The sequence below is a fragment of the Curtobacterium sp. C1 genome, from assembly GCF_021049325.1.
In the GTDB taxonomy this organism is placed as follows: Bacteria; Actinomycetota; Actinomycetes; order Actinomycetales; family Microbacteriaceae; genus Curtobacterium; species Curtobacterium citreum.
Map to the genome: position 1 here is coordinate 3,169,646 of NZ_CP088076.1, position 17,150 is coordinate 3,186,795.

19 protein-coding genes are annotated in these 17,150 nt (G+C 73.0%); 18 read left to right on the plus strand and 1 reads right to left on the minus strand.

Annotated features, from left to right (window positions below):
* Positions 1 to 207: 207 nt before the first annotated feature.
* The 6 genes from LQK89_RS15180 to LQK89_RS15205 all read left to right on the plus strand — a co-directional run bounded on the left by LQK89_RS15180 (position 208) and on the right by LQK89_RS15205 (position 3,358).
* On the plus strand, positions 208 to 501 hold the full coding sequence (locus tag LQK89_RS15180; RefSeq protein WP_058741266.1) for a hypothetical protein: 294 nt from the start codon (positions 208 to 210) through the stop codon (positions 499 to 501).
* A 44-nt stretch (positions 502 to 545) separates the two neighbouring features.
* Positions 546 to 914: a hypothetical protein gene (locus LQK89_RS15185; protein WP_231049598.1), complete on the plus strand. Its 369-nt coding sequence runs from the start codon at positions 546 to 548 to the stop codon at positions 912 to 914.
* Complete coding sequence (locus tag LQK89_RS15190; protein WP_231049599.1) at positions 911 to 1,750, plus strand: oxygenase MpaB family protein; 840 nt, start codon at positions 911 to 913, stop codon at positions 1,748 to 1,750. Before LQK89_RS15185 ends, LQK89_RS15190 begins: the two co-directional genes overlap by 4 nt.
* 5 nt (positions 1,751 to 1,755) lie before the next feature.
* Positions 1,756 to 2,379, plus strand: coding sequence for a hypothetical protein (locus LQK89_RS15195; protein WP_231049600.1), 624 nt, complete (start codon positions 1,756 to 1,758; stop codon positions 2,377 to 2,379).
* On the plus strand, positions 2,379 to 2,984 hold the full coding sequence (locus LQK89_RS15200; RefSeq protein WP_174777380.1) for an FHA domain-containing protein: 606 nt from the start codon (positions 2,379 to 2,381) through the stop codon (positions 2,982 to 2,984). Before LQK89_RS15195 ends, LQK89_RS15200 begins: the two co-directional genes overlap by 1 nt.
* Before the next feature lie 110 nt (positions 2,985 to 3,094).
* Positions 3,095 to 3,358, plus strand: coding sequence for an RNA 2'-phosphotransferase (locus tag LQK89_RS15205; RefSeq protein ID WP_231049601.1), 264 nt, complete (start codon positions 3,095 to 3,097; stop codon positions 3,356 to 3,358).
* Positions 3,359 to 3,402: 44 nt separating this feature from the next.
* On the opposite strand, the gene LQK89_RS15210 is transcribed toward LQK89_RS15205, so the two are convergent.
* Positions 3,403 to 7,818 (minus strand): FtsK/SpoIIIE domain-containing protein, encoded by a 4,416-nt coding sequence (locus LQK89_RS15210; protein ID WP_231049602.1) that lies wholly within the window; start codon positions 7,816 to 7,818, stop codon positions 3,403 to 3,405.
* Positions 7,819 to 7,925: 107 nt separating this feature from the next.
* On the opposite strand from LQK89_RS15210, the gene LQK89_RS15215 reads away from it, so the two are divergent.
* The 12 genes from LQK89_RS15215 (at position 7,926) to LQK89_RS15270 (ending at position 17,125) form a co-directional block, all read left to right on the plus strand.
* Positions 7,926 to 8,222, plus strand: a complete 297-nt coding sequence (locus LQK89_RS15215) for a WXG100 family type VII secretion target (protein WP_174777378.1) — start codon at positions 7,926 to 7,928, stop codon at positions 8,220 to 8,222.
* 86 nt (positions 8,223 to 8,308) lie between these two features.
* A complete protein-coding gene (locus LQK89_RS15220; protein ID WP_231049603.1) occupies positions 8,309 to 8,641 on the plus strand; it encodes a DUF6507 family protein in 333 nt (110 codons plus the stop codon).
* Positions 8,642 to 8,643: 2 nt separating this feature from the next.
* A complete protein-coding gene (locus LQK89_RS15225; RefSeq protein WP_231049604.1) occupies positions 8,644 to 10,170 on the plus strand; it encodes a scabin-related ADP-ribosyltransferase in 1,527 nt (508 codons plus the stop codon).
* A complete protein-coding gene (locus LQK89_RS15230; RefSeq protein ID WP_174777375.1) occupies positions 10,167 to 10,697 on the plus strand; it encodes a hypothetical protein in 531 nt (176 codons plus the stop codon). Before LQK89_RS15225 ends, LQK89_RS15230 begins: the two co-directional genes overlap by 4 nt.
* The gene (locus tag LQK89_RS15235) at positions 10,690 to 11,094 is read left to right on the plus strand and encodes a hypothetical protein (protein ID WP_174777374.1); all 405 of its coding nucleotides are present in this window, start codon (positions 10,690 to 10,692) and stop codon (positions 11,092 to 11,094) included. The genes LQK89_RS15230 and LQK89_RS15235 overlap by 8 nt, the downstream gene beginning before the upstream one ends.
* The gene (locus LQK89_RS15240; RefSeq protein WP_231049605.1) at positions 11,091 to 11,828 is read left to right on the plus strand and encodes a hypothetical protein; all 738 of its coding nucleotides are present in this window, start codon (positions 11,091 to 11,093) and stop codon (positions 11,826 to 11,828) included. The genes LQK89_RS15235 and LQK89_RS15240 overlap by 4 nt, the downstream gene beginning before the upstream one ends.
* Complete coding sequence (locus LQK89_RS15245; protein WP_231049606.1) at positions 11,825 to 12,721, plus strand: YrhB domain-containing protein; 897 nt, start codon at positions 11,825 to 11,827, stop codon at positions 12,719 to 12,721. The genes LQK89_RS15240 and LQK89_RS15245 overlap by 4 nt, the downstream gene beginning before the upstream one ends.
* Positions 12,722 to 12,748: 27 nt before the next feature.
* On the plus strand, positions 12,749 to 13,585 hold the full coding sequence (locus tag LQK89_RS15250; protein ID WP_144803934.1) for a phosphoribosyltransferase family protein: 837 nt from the start codon (positions 12,749 to 12,751) through the stop codon (positions 13,583 to 13,585).
* Positions 13,582 to 15,153: a nicotinate phosphoribosyltransferase gene (locus LQK89_RS15255; protein WP_231049607.1), complete on the plus strand. Its 1,572-nt coding sequence runs from the start codon at positions 13,582 to 13,584 to the stop codon at positions 15,151 to 15,153. The genes LQK89_RS15250 and LQK89_RS15255 overlap by 4 nt, the downstream gene beginning before the upstream one ends.
* The gene (locus tag LQK89_RS15260; protein WP_231049608.1) at positions 15,150 to 15,803 is read left to right on the plus strand and encodes an NUDIX domain-containing protein; all 654 of its coding nucleotides are present in this window, start codon (positions 15,150 to 15,152) and stop codon (positions 15,801 to 15,803) included. Before LQK89_RS15255 ends, LQK89_RS15260 begins: the two co-directional genes overlap by 4 nt.
* A gap of 18 nt (positions 15,804 to 15,821) precedes the next feature.
* The gene (locus LQK89_RS15265) at positions 15,822 to 16,457 is read left to right on the plus strand and encodes a pyridoxal 5'-phosphate synthase (protein ID WP_231049609.1); all 636 of its coding nucleotides are present in this window, start codon (positions 15,822 to 15,824) and stop codon (positions 16,455 to 16,457) included.
* Positions 16,458 to 16,630: 173 nt separating this feature from the next.
* Positions 16,631 to 17,125, plus strand: coding sequence for a GNAT family N-acetyltransferase (locus tag LQK89_RS15270; protein ID WP_231049610.1), 495 nt, complete (start codon positions 16,631 to 16,633; stop codon positions 17,123 to 17,125).
* Positions 17,126 to 17,150: the final 25 nt, after the last annotated feature.

Genomic DNA, 17,150 nt, shown 5'->3' on the forward strand with positions numbered 1-17,150 from the left:
GCGGTCGCTCGACCACCCGTCGGCGACCGCGCTCCACTCCCCCGAGCACGGCGAGTGTGCCCCGCGTCCGTGTCCCGCAGGTGTCCGCCGGGTGAACGCGACGCGAAGCCGGGCCGGGAGTGCGCATCCCGGACGCCCCGTCAGGCGCCCGGCGTACACAGGAGGACCACCGAACGCGCCCGATCGGGCGAACGACAAGGAGCCACCATGAGCGACCCCGGCATCAGCCCCGTCGACGACTTCGACGCCCAGGAGCGCCGCGCCGACGACGTGGACCGCGAGCACGTCGGGCCGTACGAGGTCGACGAGTCCGAGGAGTCCCTGGAGACCGTCACGAACGACGCCGTCGCGGGCGAGACCGTCGAGCCGCAGGTCGGCGACGGCTCGGACGACGGCCCCACCGGCGGCGCCCCGCGCGAGGGCTCCCCGGACCTCTGGGAGCACGACGAGGACGAGGACCGTCCGGACCTGGGCGGCGACCTCGGCACGAAGCCGCTCTGACGCAGCACGGCAGCGACGGAGCACGGGACGGTAGGTTGCCGCCCGTGCTCCGCCGTGTCCGTGCCGCCGTCCGCCGCGTCCCTGCGATCGCGAGGCTGCTCACCCTCGCCGCGCTCCTGCTGGTGGCCGCCGGCGCGCACACGCTCGTCCGCGGTGACGGCCCGGCCACGTGGGTGGCGCTCGCCGTCGCCGGGATCGTGATCGCCGTCGTGACCGGTTGCCCGACCCGCGCCTGGCCGCTCCCCGCCATCTGGCTCGTCGCTGCCCTGCTCGCGTCTGCTTCCGCCACCGGCGACGCCGTCGCCGCCCGCGTCGCCGCGGCGGCGGTCGCCGGTGGCGTCGGTCTCGTCGCCGCCGTCCTCCTGGACGTGGTCCCGGTGCTGCGGGCGCGCGGGCGCGGGTCCGCGACGTGACCGGTCGACGGCCTGGAGGCACGGCGCACGACCGGTGGCGTGCCTCCCGTCCGACAACCGGCCGGGTCGCGGACCGCGCCCTGCGGGACTGGCTGGCCGACAGCACGCCCGTCGCGGCCGGCGGCCGCGCCGTCCTGCTGCAGATCGCGGACCCGGTCGTCGCGGCGGGGGTCCGACGGCACTCCGACTTCGCGCGGCGACCGCAGCAGCGGCTCGCCCACACCCTGATGTTCGTCTACGCGGTCGTGATCGGCACGGACGCCGACGCCGCCGTGGCGACCGCCTTCGTCGAGCACGCGCACCGGCCCGTCGCCGGCGCGGACGACGTCGAGCGGCAGCTGTGGGTCGCGGCGACCCTCTTCGACTCCGCCCGCCGCGCCCACGAACTGTTCGGCGACCCGCTCGGTCCGGACCGGGCCGAGGACGTGCTCGCGGCCTACGCGCCGATCGCGACCGCGTTGCGGGTGCCAGCCGCGGACTGGTTCCGCGACGTCGCCGACTTCGACCGGTACTGGGCCGCGACGCTGCCGACGCTCACCGTCACCGACGACGCCAGGGGGATCGTCCGGGACCTGCTCCACCCGCGCTTCGCCCCCGCGTGGGTGCGGGTCGCGATGCCGCTCGTCCGGATCGTCACGGTCGGGATGCTGCCCGGAGCCCTGCGCACTGCGTACGGGTTCCCCTGGGGACCGCGCGAACAGCGGCGCTTCCGACGGGCCGTCCGGCTCGTCCGGGGTGTCCGCCGCGCGGTGCCGGCGGCGCTCCTGCGGCTCCCGGGGCCCCTGCTGCTGCGGGCGATGCACCGGACGGCCGCCCGGTACCGCGCGGTACGGTAGCGGGCATGCCGGCCGACCACTTCGCCATCACGGTCCCCCGGTCCTGGTTCGAGCTGCCCGTCGAACCGGACCGCCGCGACGACCGGATCAGCGCCCTCGTGCAGGAGCGGATCGTCGAGCACCGCGACCTGTGGGACCACCGGACCGAGATCGTCCGGGTGCTCCGCCGCTTCGCCCGGTCGGCGTGGGACAGCGGTGCACGGTACTGCGCGGCCTTCGCCGAGCCGAGCGAGGACGGCATCGTCTCCGGGGCACTCACCGTCAGCGTGCTCCCCGCACCCACGGGGTCCGAGGACCCGCTCGGCAGCCTGACCGACCACGTGGCGGCACTCGGCGGTGCCGACGACGGCATGCACGTCGACGTGCACGACGTCCCCCGGGTCGGTCGGGTCCCGCGCGTGTGGGGTGTCTCGACCGTGCAGGCGCCGGACGACCGCGGCTCGTTCGACGTCGTGCTCATGCAGACCTTCGTGCCCGCGGACGGTCAGGTGGCGCTCGTGAGCGTGTCCTCGCCCGCGACCGACCTGGCCGAGCCGCTCCTGGAGCTGTTCGAGACCGTGACCGACACGTTCGAGCTCCTGGACTCCGCGACCGTCGGCGACCCTGGCCACGGCGACGGAGCCGTCTGATGCGGATCTGGCCGTTCCGCCGGCGCCGCCGGCGCCCCGCCGAGCCGGTCGTCGAGCACGTCACCGACGCCGACCTCGCCCGGATGGCCGACCGCGGCGAACTCGCCCGCGCGGTGCTCACACCCCCGCCGGCGCCGCGGGCCTCCGCCGACCGTGTCCGGGCGACCGTCGCACGCCTGCCGGAGCGCCCCCTCGGCGGTGCCGCCGCCGGGCGTGACGCCGGTCCCGCGCGGCAGCGGGCCGGCGCGGTCCTCGTGCTCGACGACGAACAGCGCGTGACGGTGTCCGGGACGGGGCTGATCGGCCGCGACCCCGCGAGCGCGCACCCCGACGGCGGACACGACCACGTCATCGCCCTCGCGGACCCCGAGCGGCTGCTGAGCCGGACGCACCTGGAGTTCGGGTTCGGCGCCGAGGGGTCCTTCTGGGTGCTCGACGCGGGGTCGGCGAACGGCGTGGAGCTCCGCCGCCCCGGGGTCCCGACGACCGTGCTGGCCCCGGCGCAGCGGACGGTCGTCGCGCCGGGGGACACCGTGGTGTTCGGCGGGCACACGCTGCGGGCGGAGCCGGTGGTGGGGCTGGTGGACGAGGCGCTGCGGGGCTGAAGTACCACCTGGCTCACCGAACAGGAATCCGAGGAAGACTGATCCGGTGGCACGACGAGACACAGTGACCAGCAAGGCGGATCGTCAAGCGGTCGATCACCCCGCAGCCGGTGCTGTGGCACGCGGCCTCGCCCGACGCCGCGACCGCGATCCTCCGGGACGGCCTGCTGCCGATGGGGCGGCAGTACGCGCACCTCACCACCGATCCGGAGCTCGCGCTGCAGGCCGGGCGTCGGAAGGACCCGCACCCGGTGCTGCTGCGGATCGACGCCGCAGCGGCGCATGCCGCCGGGGTCGAGTTCGCCGAGGGCCACGACCGCGTGACCCTCGCCCTGGCCGTGCCGGCGACGTTCATCGAGGCCGTCGGCGCCTGAGCCGGCACCCGCCGGCCAGGCACGGGCCGACCGGCGCGGGCCGGTCAGGCCCGACCCGGCACCTGCACGAGCCGCAGCACCTGGTCGGCGTCGTTCAGCAGCGCCCGACCGACCACGCGGTCCTGCGTCACGAGGCTCTTCGAGAGCTTCGTGCCGATCAGGTCCCCGTCGACGGTGCTGAGCGGCGCGAGCAGCATCCCCCGCCGCGCCTTCTTCGCGTCGACCTGCCACCCGCGGAACCCGCTCGCCACGCCCTCGACGTCGCCGGCGATCACCAGGCCCACCGAGCGCCCGCGGTCGGAGTCCATCACGGCCCGGAAGACCGGCTCCGCGGGGCTCTCCTTGAGCGCCTCGGCGTCGTCCACGAGCAGGAGCGTGAACCGGTCCGCGGTCGCGTCGACGAGCGCCGACAGCCCCTCGGCGCCGATCCCCGCGTCCGTCACGAGCGAGACGCCCGCGGTGCCGTCGAGTCCGCGCAGCACGGAGTCCCGCGGCGTGACCGCGACGACCGCTCCGCCCGAGGCGAGCACGTGCTGCGCCATCGCCAGGAGCGCCGAGCTCTTGCCCGACCGCGCGCTGCCGCCGACGATGAACACGGGGGTGTCCTGCACGAAGTCGTGCGTGAACAGCGTGAGCTCGTCCCCGCCGACGCCGAGCGCGACCCGACCGGGCACGGCGTGCTCCTCGGGCAGGTGCTGCAACGCGTCGTCGAGCGTGATCGACCGCGGCAGCACGTCGATCCGGAACGGCTTCGGCGTGCCCGGCTGCACGTGGCGCCGCACCTCGGCACCGACGTCGCGGAGCGCCGCGGCCTGGTCGCGTCCGCCGAGGCCGCCCGGCAGCACCGCGACCTGGGTCTCGGTCGCGGTCGCGTTCCGGAAGCCGCGGCCCGGCGGGATCTCCTCCGGCAGTTTCTTCCCGTTGATGCCCTCGTAGTTGTAGTCCCCGCGGTCGGCGAGCGCGAGGAGCAGCTTCCGCTCGACCTGGCTCGACATCCGCCCCGAGGTCAGGGTCCGGTCACCCGACACCACGAGGTGCACGCCGACCCCGACGCCCTCGCGCAGCAGGGTCTGGACGGCGTCGTGCAGCGCCCCGTTCTCGGCGTCGCCCAGCGTCGCCGTGAAGCTCTCCCACTGGTCCAGGAACACGACGACGTGCGGCAGCGAGGTGGTGTGCTCGTCGGACCGCTGCTCGGCGATCGAGGAGTACCCGCCGGCGGCGAACGCAGCCTGCCGCTCCTGCACCGTGCGGAGCAGGATGCCGAGCAGCCGCGACACCCGCTCGGGCTCGTGCCGCTGCACGACGGCCCCGCAGTGCGGGAGCCCGGCGAGCGCGAGCAGCGCCCCGTTGCCGCAGTCGATGCCGTACATGTGGACGTCCCCGACGCCGAGTCGCAGTGCCATCGCGCCGGCCAGCGTCCGGAGGGTCTGGCTGCGGCCGGAGCGCGGCGACCCGATGACGAACAGGTGCCCGTCCTCGTCCAGGTCGAACACCGCGGGCCGCTGGCGCTGGTCCGCCGGGTGGTCCTCGATGCCCCAGGCCACGGCGAGCGGCCCGAGGTCGTCGGTCCCGACGGCCTCGACGTCGTCCAGACCGACGACGCCGGGGAGCGGGGGCAGCCAGGGCTTCCGCTGCGGGGGTGTGCCGATCGCACGCGTCGCCTCGCGGATGGTGCCGACGAGGACGCTCAGGTCGGTGACCTCCACGTCGGTCGCGGCGACCTCGACGGCGGCCGGACGCGGCGCCGGCTGGCTGAGCGACGAGAAGGCGAGCTCCCGGACCAACGCGGGGCGTGCCTCCAGGCCGTCGCTGCCGGGCCGCCGGCCGCCCACGCGACCGGACTGGAAGGGCAGCAGCGAGGCGGCGCCGAGCCGCACGTACGCGCGACCCGGCGTCGCCTTCGCGATCCGGGCGGCGTCGTTCGCGCCGATGACGTCCTGGCTCTCCGACTGGTCGGTGACCCGCAGGGCGATGCGCAGGTTGGTGTTCGCGCGGATCTCCGGGGACACGACGCCGCCGGGGCGCTGGGTCGCGAGGATCAGGTGGATGCCGAGCGACCGGCCGCGCTGGGCGATGTTCACCAGACCCTTCACGAAGTCCGGCAGCTCCCGGGCGAGCGAGGCGAACTCGTCGATGACGATGAGCAGCCGCGGCATGCTCGGCACCGCCTGGTCGGTACCCGCGCGCTTGGCCTGCAGGTCCTGGTAGTCCTCGAGGTCCTTGGCCCCGACCTCCGCGAGCGCGTGCTCCCGCGTCCGCAGCTCGGCGCCGAGCGACTCGAGCGCCCGCTCCACCTGGTGCGTGTCGAGGTCCGTGACCATGCCGACGGTGTGCGGCAGGTCCACGCAGTCCTTGAACGCGGCGCCGCCCTTGTAGTCGACGAGCACGAAGTTCATCTCGTCCGGCCGGTTCGCCACGGCGAGCGACGCGACGATGGTCTGCAGCAGCTCGGACTTGCCGGACCCGGTGGTCCCGGCGACCAGTCCGTGCGGCCCGTCGTTCCGCAGGTCGATCGCGAACGCGCCGTCGATCGACTCCCCCACGACGGCGGTCGTGCTGCGGCCGCCGAGGAGCCACCGCGCCTGCACGGCGTCGGACGTCGGCGGCTCGAGCCCGAGCACGTCGAGCAGCCGCGAGGACGACGGGATCGCGCCGTCCTCGACGTCCGGGCTCGCGTCGACGATCGGGGAGAGCGAGCGGGCGACCCACTCGAGCCAGTCCTGGTCGACCAGGTCGGGTCGGGCGTCGTCGATGCGCTCGGTGCGCTGCTGGGTGACCCGGAGCCGGTCGTCGTGCACGACCACGACGGCGTCGCACTCCTCGGGCAGCAGTCGTTCGTCCAGGTCGAGGCACACGCTGAACACGCCGACGGCCGGCCCCTCCTTGAGCACCTGCACGAGCGACGGCATCGCGCGGAGGCGACGCGCCCCGTCCATCACGACGACCACCTCGTCGGCCGGCGGGGTCTTCTTCCCGATGCCGGCCTCCTTCCGCGCCTCGATCAGGGCGACGAGCTCGGCGATCGCGCGTGCGGTCGACGCGGCGTCGGTCGCGATGCTCGTCATGGGCTGGTCGGCGCCGGTGCGGCGCACGTGCGGCAGCCACGACATCCACTCCCACAGCGCCGTGCGGGTGCTGTCCGTCAGGAGCGTGAAGGAGACGTCCTTCGGACTCTGCAGGGTCGCCAGCTGCGCGACGACCCAGTTCGCGAGACGACGGGCGTCGTCGTCGGGTCCGGCGATGCCGATCACGCCCCGTTCGGCGAGCCGGATCCGGACCGGCACGTCGGCCGCGTCCCAGGCGACGGTCCGCTTGTGGGAGAGCTGCTCCGGGTCCTCGATGGTCACCTCGGACCGCTGGGTCGCGGTCCCGACGCGCACCAGCAGGTGGTCGGGGTCGGTGCGCCGCCGCTCCCACAGACGGGGCAGCGGCGTGACCGCGGTGTCGTAGACCACGGCCGGGTCGGGGGCGCTCGCGATCCAGCGCGCGCGTTCGGACTGGAGGCTCTCGGTCGCGTCCGCCTCGATCCTCGCCTTGGTGTCCTCGTACTCCGCGACGCGCTGCCGGTACGTCTTCTTCCCCTGCCGACGGCCCTGCAGCCCCGTGATGATCATCAGGATCGGCGAGAGCAGCGCGATGAGCAGGTAGATCCAGCGGCCCGTGGTGGACACGAACATGACCGCCATGCCCATCGGGGCGAGCGCCATCAGGATCGGCAGCGCCCGGGCCGGCGGCTCGGTCGGCGGTGCCGGCAGCTGGTAGCGGGTGTGCTCGTCCGGGGGCAGGAGCCGCGGCGGGCGGTTGTACTCGAGCGCCGAGCCGTCGTCGGAGAGTGACAGGTGCGCGCCGCGGTCCGCCGGTCGGGCGACGCCGAGGAGCACGCTGCCGACCGACAGCAACGACGACTCCGGCCACGCGACGTCCTCGGTCACGGGGACGCCGTCGAGCAGGGCCCCCGCGAACCCGTTCGCCGGGCGGACCCGGACACCGTCGGCCGCCACGGTCACCAGGAGCGCCACGGCGGGGACGGCCGCGGTGCCGTCGGCCTCGGCGACGGCGGCACCGGTCGCGCCGACCGGGACGCGGACGTGCGCGGACGGGTGGGTCCCGACGACCACGGTGCCGTTCGAGACGCGCACGGCGGTCCCGGCGTGCAGTCCGGACACGATCCGGACCTCGGCGTCGGTGAGCGGTCGGAGGGGTGCCGGCGGGACCTGCTCGGTGCTGCGGGACACGACGACGCCCGACCGGACGCCCGACTCGGCGACCGGGGCGCGCAGGTCGAGCGGCCGCTCGCCGACGAAGTACGTCGGGGTGCGGCCGGAGGTCGTGACGTCGGTCGCGATGAGCCGTTCGGCCTCGGCCACGACGTCGCCGACCGGTCGCGTGTCGTCGCCGTCGACGTAGACGTTCGCGGTCTGGCCGCTCTCCCGGTCGACCATCGTGAACGTGAAGGCCATGTCTTCCCCCGTAGCGTTGACTACACCTGGTGTCACGATGGTAATGTCCCCTCTCGTGCGCCCCGTTGGGGGGTCATCTCGAAACTCCGGGGAAAGGGAGTCACACCGTGGCGAACATCAACGTCTCGTACGCAGACCTCGAGGCCGCGGCCTCGGACCTCAAGGCCGGCCAGGCCGACATCGAGGACCGTCTGTCGGCCCTCCAGCGCAAGATCCAGCAGCTCATCTCGGACGGCTACGTCACGGACAAGTCGTCCGTCGCGTTCGGTGAGTCCTACGACGAGTTCAACCGCGGCGTCACGCAGACCATCCAGGGTCTCGACGGCCTCTCCTCGTTCCTCTCCAAGGCGTCGCAGACCCTGTCGGACACCGACGAGTCGCTCGCTTCCGGCCTCAAGGGCTGACATCGTCGTCGACCCTGTGCCCCGCGGTTCCCGTGGGGCACAGGGTCGACGTGGTTCGTGGTCCGTGATCCGGGAGGGGACACTTCGTGGCGGACAGACTGCTCGTCGACCTCACGGGGCTCGGGGAGCTCCAGCAGGACCTGACGACCGTGCACAGCACGCTCGAGCAGGCACACAAGCGTGTCGACGCATCCGACGACGAGATCGGGTCGGGCACGGTGCAGAGCGCGCTGCACGACTTCGACCACCGCTGGGGTGACAAGCGCGACAAGATCAGCGAGTCCGCGAAGGCCCTGGCGGACATGCTCGGCTCCTCGGTGCAGACCTACACCGAGACCGACGCGCAGCTCGCACACGCGCTGCAGGTGAACGACGAGAACGGCGGCGGCGGCGGTCCCGCTGCCGCTCGGGCGCAGTAGCCGTGGCACGCCCCACCGGTTGGGACGTCGTCGATCAGGGTGATGACCCGGTCAAGGGTGATCCGGCGACGATCCGGATGATGAGCCGGGAGTACCAGCGCATCTCCGACGCCGCGTCCGATGCGTCCACGCGCCTGAACTCGGTGAAGGGCTCCGGGTGGCTGACCGACTGGGAGGGCGAAGCCGCCGACGTGTTCGTCGACGCGATCCAGGACACCCCGTCGGACCTGTCCAAGCTCGTCGACTCGTACGCGCTCGCTGCGTCGGCGTTGTCGGGGTGGGCGGACGTGGTCGATGACACCCAGTACCGGGCTGATGGTGCCCTCGCGGACGCGAAGGACGCCGCCGGGGACCTCACCGCCGCACAGGATCGCCTGTCGGATGCGCAGTCGACCCTGTCCCACTACCAGACCGCCGCCCGGAGCCTGTCGCAGGTCGCCGACCAGTACCCGGCCGGGTCGGAGGTGCCTGACGGGGTGGAGGTGCCGACGCCGGCGCAGGTGCGGGCCGCGTCGGACAACACCGCCGTCGCGCAGGGTTCCGTCTCGAGTGCGCAGGGCGACATCGCCGCGGCGCAGTCCCGGATCGACGCCGCGAAACGACTCGTCGCCGACGCCCGCGGGGACTGGGAGGACGGGGAGCGGCGTACCGCGACGAAGATCGGTGAGGCCGCCGACGCGGGCCTGGGGAAGCAGTCCTTCTGGGATCAGGTCTTCGGGTCCGAGGCGTGGGAGACGATCGTGTCGGTGGCGAAGGTCGTCGTCGCGGTCGGCGGGATCATCGCGATGATCATCCCCGGCCCCTGGACACTGATCATCGCCGCGATCGCGCTCGTGGTCCTCGCGGACACGTTGTACAAGATGAGCCAGGGCACGGCCGACGGGTGGGACCTCGCCTTCGCCCTCATCGACTGCGTCCCCGCGGCCGGTGCCCTCGGACGCCTGGCGAGCGTGGGCAAGTACGCCCGAGGCATGGGCGGCATCGCACGCGGCATGGCGGGGATGGCTCGCGCCGGGAAGCGCGTCCTCGCATCAGGGCGCGTGGTCGTCGCGCGCGCGACCGATGCCGTTGCTCGCGGTCGGCGCTCGTACATCGCGATCCGTGACGCTGTCCGCCTCCGCGTCCGTGGGGGCACACGTCCGCTCTGGCGGTCGGACAACCGCGACCCCTCGGAGATCTTCGAACACGGGTTCACCCCGCACCGCCCGGACGGTGACGTCGACCTGTGGGAGTACGCCGCCCGGAACCCGCCGTCGCAGTACGTCAGCACGACGACCGATCCGTCGCTCTTCAAGCAATGGCCGACGGACTACCGCTACACCATCGCGGACCCTGGGCACGGTGTCGACGTGAACGCGACGCTCGGGGCACGCTCGCCGTTCCCGCACGAGCAGGAGATAGCCTTCCCAGGAGGGGTGCAACCCCAGTACGTCACCGGAGCACATCCGGTCCTCCCCGGTGGGCAGCTGGGTGAATGGATCCCGAACCCCTCGAGACTCGCCCAGTTCATCGGGAAGGGAACGTCATGACGAACCGCACCGGGCAGACCGTGAGCGGTTGGATCTACGAGATCGACCCGGCCTACGATCCCGCCGGCGAGGTACCACCGACCGCGATCCTCGGTGCGTGGGAGCGTGGACCGGACGGTCGGCCGGCCGGTGCGTTCCGCGCGAATCCCAACTACGTCCAGAGCCCGGTCGCTCGCATGGCCGAGGTCGCCGACGACGAGTTCGTGACCTTGCTCGCCGGACTCAGCCGCGACGAGGTGCGCCCCGACGAGTTCGTCGCGGCCTTCCGACTGCTCGAGTTCGACGTCTTCGGTCCGGACTCGGCCGGGTTCTACGTGCTCGATGCCGAGGGTGATCGTCCCCGCCGCCTGCAGGCCTTCTCCTCCGCACCCCACCACGCGGACATCGAGGCGGACTTCCGCACGGTGAGCGGGTCTGCGCTCGTGGACGTCGCCGCGAACGGCATCGCGCTCGAGGTGAACCCGCACCCCCTCGGCACCGCGCTGCTGCCGGCGGCGCTCTTCGTCCCGGCGACACCGCGTGCGTGAGACGCTCGAGCGGGAGCTCATCGGGTCGGGTGAGCGCCGACTGGCCTTCGTGACCCACGAGACAGCGGGGACCGACCAGGTGATCACCGTCGCTTCGGGCGACGAGCGCTGGCGAGGACACGGGTCGGACGTCTTCTCCGCGCTCGAGAGTGTCCGGCGAGCGCTGGAGGCCTCCGGCTGGTTGCTCGCGGTGGAGGGCGCTCGCAGAGACGCCGTCGTGAGCCGGATGAGCCGACAGATGAGCGCCGGAACGCAGGTGTACCGAGTGCGATCCGGTCTGCCTGCCGACTTCCCGACCCGTGACGCCCTCGCGCCGAACGACGAGGACCTCGCGACGGTCGACGAGCAGCGAACAGCCACCGAGGCGTGGTTCGCGAGTCTCCGCGAGCGGTCATGACCCTCCGGAGTTCGCACACGACCCTGGAGCAGCGGCAGCCCCATGCCGTCGTGCCCAGCCCGCAGAAGGTCGCGGTCGCCGCGGCGGGCGGCCCGTTCCCCGGAGGAGCCGACGTCGCCCTGGACGGAGCGCCGTCGTTCATCTGGGTCGGCCCGGTCCGGGACCGCCGGTTCGCCGAGGACGGGCGGCTCATCATCGAGCGGGACGGAGTCGAGGACGGCGACTGGGCCGGAACGGACACGGCGCCGTACGTCGCCCCCGCGGCTGCCCTCGCACTGATCCTCGACGTCCTCCACCCGGACATCGACGAGCACGTCGGGGGTCGACATCGTTTCGTCCTCGATCATCGACTCGACGGTCGCGGTGACCTCCGGGGAGGTCTGTCGCCGGAACCTCGCTGGGCCTACGGCAGCCTCCTCGACCACCCCATCGACACGCAGTGGCTGGCCGAGCGGGCGTCGCTCGTCCACACGCGGCTCCCGGTCCACCCGTCGTTCGACGGCGAGTTCTCCCACTGGCCGCACACCGGGCGTTTCGTCGAACAGCTGGGTCCCGGTGCAGCGTGGTTCCGGAACGGTGCACGTGACTACTTCGACCAGGTGCTCTCCCTCGCCTCCCACCCGCGTGCCGACCACCTCGTCCCCGCGTACCGGCGACGCTGGGTTCGAGCGGAGCTCCGCTGGGCTCGACGGTCGAGCGCGGAGCAGCGTCGCCGAGAAGGACCGTGGACGTGACCACGAGCCGTTCGAGCGTCCTGCCTGCGGTGCCCGTCCCGGACGAGCTGCACCTCGCCGTCGACGACCGAGGCCAGCCAGTGCGGCTGCCCTTCGACCGGGGCCGTTCGGCAGTGTTCGCCTACACGATCGCTGCCGACCGTCCTGCTGACCGCGGCGTCGCGACCCGTGTCGTCCGCCGGAAGGACCTGGCAGCAGACGAGCGCAGCGGGCGCTACGCGGTCCAGGTGGACGCTGCCTCGGGTTCCGCGGAGGGCCTCTCGGTCACGGAGCGGCCAGGACGTCAGCGGCAGCTCTTGCCGTACGCGTCGAGCGCGATCCATGCGTCGGCACTGACCGCGTCGCGTGGCATCTGGGCGGAGGCGGTCGTACGGGTGTCCGCACAGGACGCCGCGTTCGAGCTCTTCGCTGCGGCACCGTCGACGCACAGCCTGACCCTGGTCGTCGATCCGGATCCGGAGTCGTGGGTGACGCGTGCCGCAGTCGAACTCGGCCCTCGTCCGCATCCCGAGGTCCTCGTCGTCACGTCGCTCGACGCCGTGCCGCCTCGGTGGCGCCGCGCTGCACGAGTCACCCTTGCGGGGCGAACGGCCGTCACGGCTCGCCCGGACCTCACGCTCGCGGATGCTCGGGAGCGGTTCGTCGCGGAGCACGCCGACGTCCGGGACCTCGTCTGGGACCGTGCCCACGTCGAGACCGAGGACTGGTGGATCGTGCTCTTCGACAGCCGAGCCTGGTACGAGACCGGCGACGTCCTCCTCCGGCTCGTCGGGAACGGCCCGTTCGTGGTGCCGAAGGACGGCTCGCCGTCCTTCCGGCTCCACACCGCGACGAGCATCGAAGCCCAGCTCGCCGAGGCCGGTCAGCGAATCATCGACTCTTTCTTGTCATAGCGACAAATACCGTGGTACGGTCGGGTCATGGCAGTCGAACTCAGCACCTGGGACGCCCAGGGCACACCGACGACACCGACGTTCTCCACCATGCGGTTCCCCGCCGGCGAAGCCCACGTCAAGATCGTGGACGACGCCGACGCGGGGGCGGCCACCGAGATCGCGACCCTGCGCGGCACCAGCGGCGACGACCTCGTCATGCTCGGCATGTGGGCGGACGCGGTCCGGCAGCGCGGCAGCAGGTCCGTCGCCCTCGTCCCGTACCTGCCCGGCGCCCGCCAGGACCGTGGGCTCCCGTTCGGCGCGAAGGTCTACGCGGACGTCCTCAACGGCTTCCACATCGACCAGGTGATCGCCTTCGACCCGCACTCCCCCGTGATCGTCGACCTCGTCGACAACCTCACGGTGGTCACGAGCGAGCAGGTCGTCCGCGATGCCGTGCTCGACGTCGAAGGGGACGCGTACACGGGGATCATCGCGCCGGACAAGGGCGCGGTCGCCCGTGCCACCGCGGTCGCCGAGTCCTGCGGGCTGCCGCTGTACCGCGCCGAGAAGCACCGCAACCCGGACACCGGCAAGCTCGACGGCTTCACGTGCGAGCCACTCCCGGCGGACGGCCGGTTCCTGGTCGTCGACGACATCTGCGACGGCGGCGGCACGTTCACGGGCCTCGCCGGCTCGACCGGCCTGCCGAAGGAGCGCCTGGGCCTCTGGGTCTCGCACGGGGTGTTCTCCGGCCGGGCTCCGCAGCTCGCCGAGCACTTCGGCGAGATCGTCACGACCGACAGCTACCCGGCCCAGAACACCGTTCCCGGTCTGCGGACCGTCCCGCTCCGCCCGTACCTCACGAAGGAGATCCGATGACGAACACCGACAGCACCACCACGACGACGGGCCTCGAGCCCCGCACCACCACCGCGAGCCCGATCGCCCCGCTGCTCGCCGTCGACGGCTACAAGCACTCGCACCGGCAGGTCTACCCGCAGGGAACGACCCGGATCCTGATCAACTGGACGAACCGCTCGAACGCGCACATGCCCGAGTCGACGCACGCCGTGGTCTTCGGGCTGCAGGCGTTCGTGCAGCGGTACCTCGTCGAGGCGTGGGCACCGTTCTTCGCCGCGGACGAGGACACCGTCGCCGACCTGTTCGAGCAGGCACTGCAGGGCTACTTCGGCCCGAACCACATCGGGGTCGACCACGTCCGCGCCCTGCACCGCCTCGGCTACCTGCCGCTCGAGATCCGCGCGCTCCCGGAGGGCACCCTCGCGCCGATCGGCGTCGCCACCCTGACGGTCGAGAACACCGTCGACGAGTTCTTCTGGCTCCCGAACTACATCGAGACCGCACTGTCCGCCTCGATCTGGCACCCGTCCACCGTCGCGACGAAGGCCCTGGCCTACCGCGACCTCATGGAGGAGTGGGCCGAGCGCACCGGCGCCGACCCGGCGAGCATCGACTTCGCCGCGCACGACTTCTCGTTCCGCGGGCAGTCGAGCATCGAGTCCGCAGCCGCTGGCGGTGCCGGGCACCTGCTCTCGTTCCTCGGCACCGACTCGATGCCCTCGCTCGACTTCATCGACCGCTACTACCCCGGCGACAACGGCTGGGTCGCGGCGAGCGTGCCCGCCACCGAGCACAGCGTGATGTGCGTCCGGGGCGCCGACGGCGAGCTCGAGACCTTCGAGCAGATCCTCGACGTCTACCCGACGGGCATCGTCTCGGCGGTGAGCGACGGCTTCGACCTGTTCAAGGTCATCACCGAGACGCTCCCGCAGCTCAAGGACCGCATCACGGCCCGCGACGGCAAGCTCGTCATCCGCCCGGACTCGGGCGACCCGGTCGACATCGTCACCGGCACGGTGCACGGCGTCCCGCGGGACGAACTCCTCCGCGACGGCCGCACCCACGAGGAGAAGGGCGTCGTCGAGCTCCTCGACGAGCTGTTCGGTCACACCGTCAACGCGGAGGGCTACAAGGTCCTCGACCAGCACATCGGCGTGATCTACGGCGACAGCATCACGCTCGACCGTGCGCGCCGCATCTACGAGCGCCTGGCCGCCAAGGGCTACGCGAGCGACAACATCGTGCTCGGCATCGGCTCGTACACGTACCAGTACATGACCCGGGACAACCTCGGCAGCGCGGTGAAGGCCACGTGGGCGCTCGTCGACGGCCAGCCGGTCGACATCCAGAAGGACCCGAAGACCGGCAGCGGCAAGAAGAGCGCGAAGGGCCGCATCGCGCTGCACCGCGACGCGGACGGCGAGATCCGTCAGACCGACCAGGCCACGCCCGAGGACGAGGCCACGAGCCTCCTCCAGCCGGTCTGGGTCGACGGCCGCTTCCAGGTCCACCAGTCCTTCGCGGACGTCCGACAGGTGCTCCGCACCGAGCGGGCGGCCCGGGCCGCCCGCCGGGCGACGGTGTGACCGACGTCGCCACGGTGGCCCGCGACCAACCGCTCATCGCGATCGACGTCGTCCCGGTGTCGTTCACGACGGCGGACGGTCTGCGGGTCGCCACCGCGCGGCGGGCGTACGACCCGTTCGCCGGCCTGGAGGCACTCCCCGGCGTGCTCCTGGACGCTGCGGAACGCCTCGTGGACGGCGCGCGACGCGCACTGCGGACCAAGACCGGGATCGACGCGGCTGCGGTCCGGCACCTCGCGCAGGTCGGTGCGTTCGACGGCCCGTCCCGCGACCCGCGGGACACCGCCATCAGCATCGCGTTCCTCGCGGTCGTCGACCCGGGGGTGGACGCACCGCCCGCGGTCTGGCGGCGACCCGACCAGGGTGACCCGCGCCTCCCGTTCGACCACGACGCGATCGTCCGGACGGCCGTCGACCAGGTGCGGACCCGGCTGTGGCGCGACGTCCCGCTGACGCGCGCCCTGCTAGGCGAGGTGTTCCCGACGTCCGCGGCGGCGCAGCTGCACGCGGCGCTGCACGGCAGCGCACCAGACGCCGGCAACCTCAACCGCTCCCTGCGGACGAACCCGGCGCTCGTGCGGGCCACCGCACCCGCGACGACGGGCACGCGGGGCGGACGTCCCCCGGCGACCTGGACGTGGGCGGACTGAGCGCGGTTGGCTGGTGCCATGTCCGCTTCGCTGTCCGGTGACGACTCCCTGCACCTGCCCGAGTTCGACGCGCCGCCGTCGTCCCCGATCGACCTGGCCCGGCAGTGGCTGGACGACGCCACATCGCGCGACGTGTCCGAGCCGATGTCGATGACCCTCGCGACGGCGGGGGCGGACGGCCGGGTGAGCGCCCGCACGGTCGACGTGAAGCGACTCGAGGACCGTGGGCTCGTGTTCGGTACCTCGACGCTCAGCCCCAAGGGGCGGCAGCTCGCCGAGAACCCGCACGCCGCGCTCCAGGTGTACTGGCGCGAGACGATGCAGCAGCTCCGGTTCGAGGGCCGGGCGGTGCAGCTCTCCCACGACGAGTCCGACGCGCTGTTCGCCGACCGCTCGCCGAAGTCCCGCGCCGCGACCGCGATCGCCGACCAGTCCGCCGTGCTCGAGCCCCGGACCCTGCAGGACCTGATCGACGACGCGAACGTGCTCCTGTCCGAGACCGATGACGCCGTCCCGCGCCCGGAGGGGTGGGTCGCGTGGCGGCTCGAGCCCGAGGTCGTGGAGTTCTGGCACGGCAGCCGCGACCGGATGCACCGGCGGCTGCAGTACGTCCGCGCGGGCGAGGGCTGGGACGCGGCGCGGCTGCAGCCGTAGCGGGGCGCCGGGGTTCCGGCTCCGGCTCCGGCTCCGGCTCCGGCTCCGGCTCCGGCTCCGGCTCCGGCTCCGGCTCCGAACCACGTTTCCGACGTCGAACCACGGCCGGCACCTGGTTCGACGTCGGGAATCTGGTTCGACACGGCGGTGCCGGCGCGCGGTAGCGTCGGCGGATGGGGAACGCAGGCCCAGTGACCGTCCGACCGGCCGAGCCGGGGGACGCCCGGGCGATCGCCGAGGTGCACGTGCGGGCCTGGCAGGAGGCGTACGCGCACCTGCTGCCCGCGGCGTACCTGGCCGCGCTCGACGTCGACGCCCGGGCAGCCCGGTGGGAGGGACTGGTCGTCGAGCCGGGCCTGACCGTCGTGGTCGCCGAGCGCGGCGGCGCCGTCGTCGGGTGGGCGTCCGCCGGCCCCGGGCGCGAGGAGCCCGCGGTGCGGGACCGGGAACTCGAGGGGATCTACGTCCTCGCCGCCCACCACGCGTCCGGCGCCGGGCAGGCGTTGCTCGACGCCGCGGTCGGTGCCGAGCCGGCGTTCCTCTGGGTCGCGGAGGGCAACCCGCGCGCCGAGGCCTTCTACCGCCGGAACGGCTTCGAGCGGGACGGTGCCGCGAAGCACGTGCCGATCGGACCGAGCGGCATGGACGCGGTCCGGATGGTGCGCTGACGTGCGGTCCGCGCGGTCAGCGCTG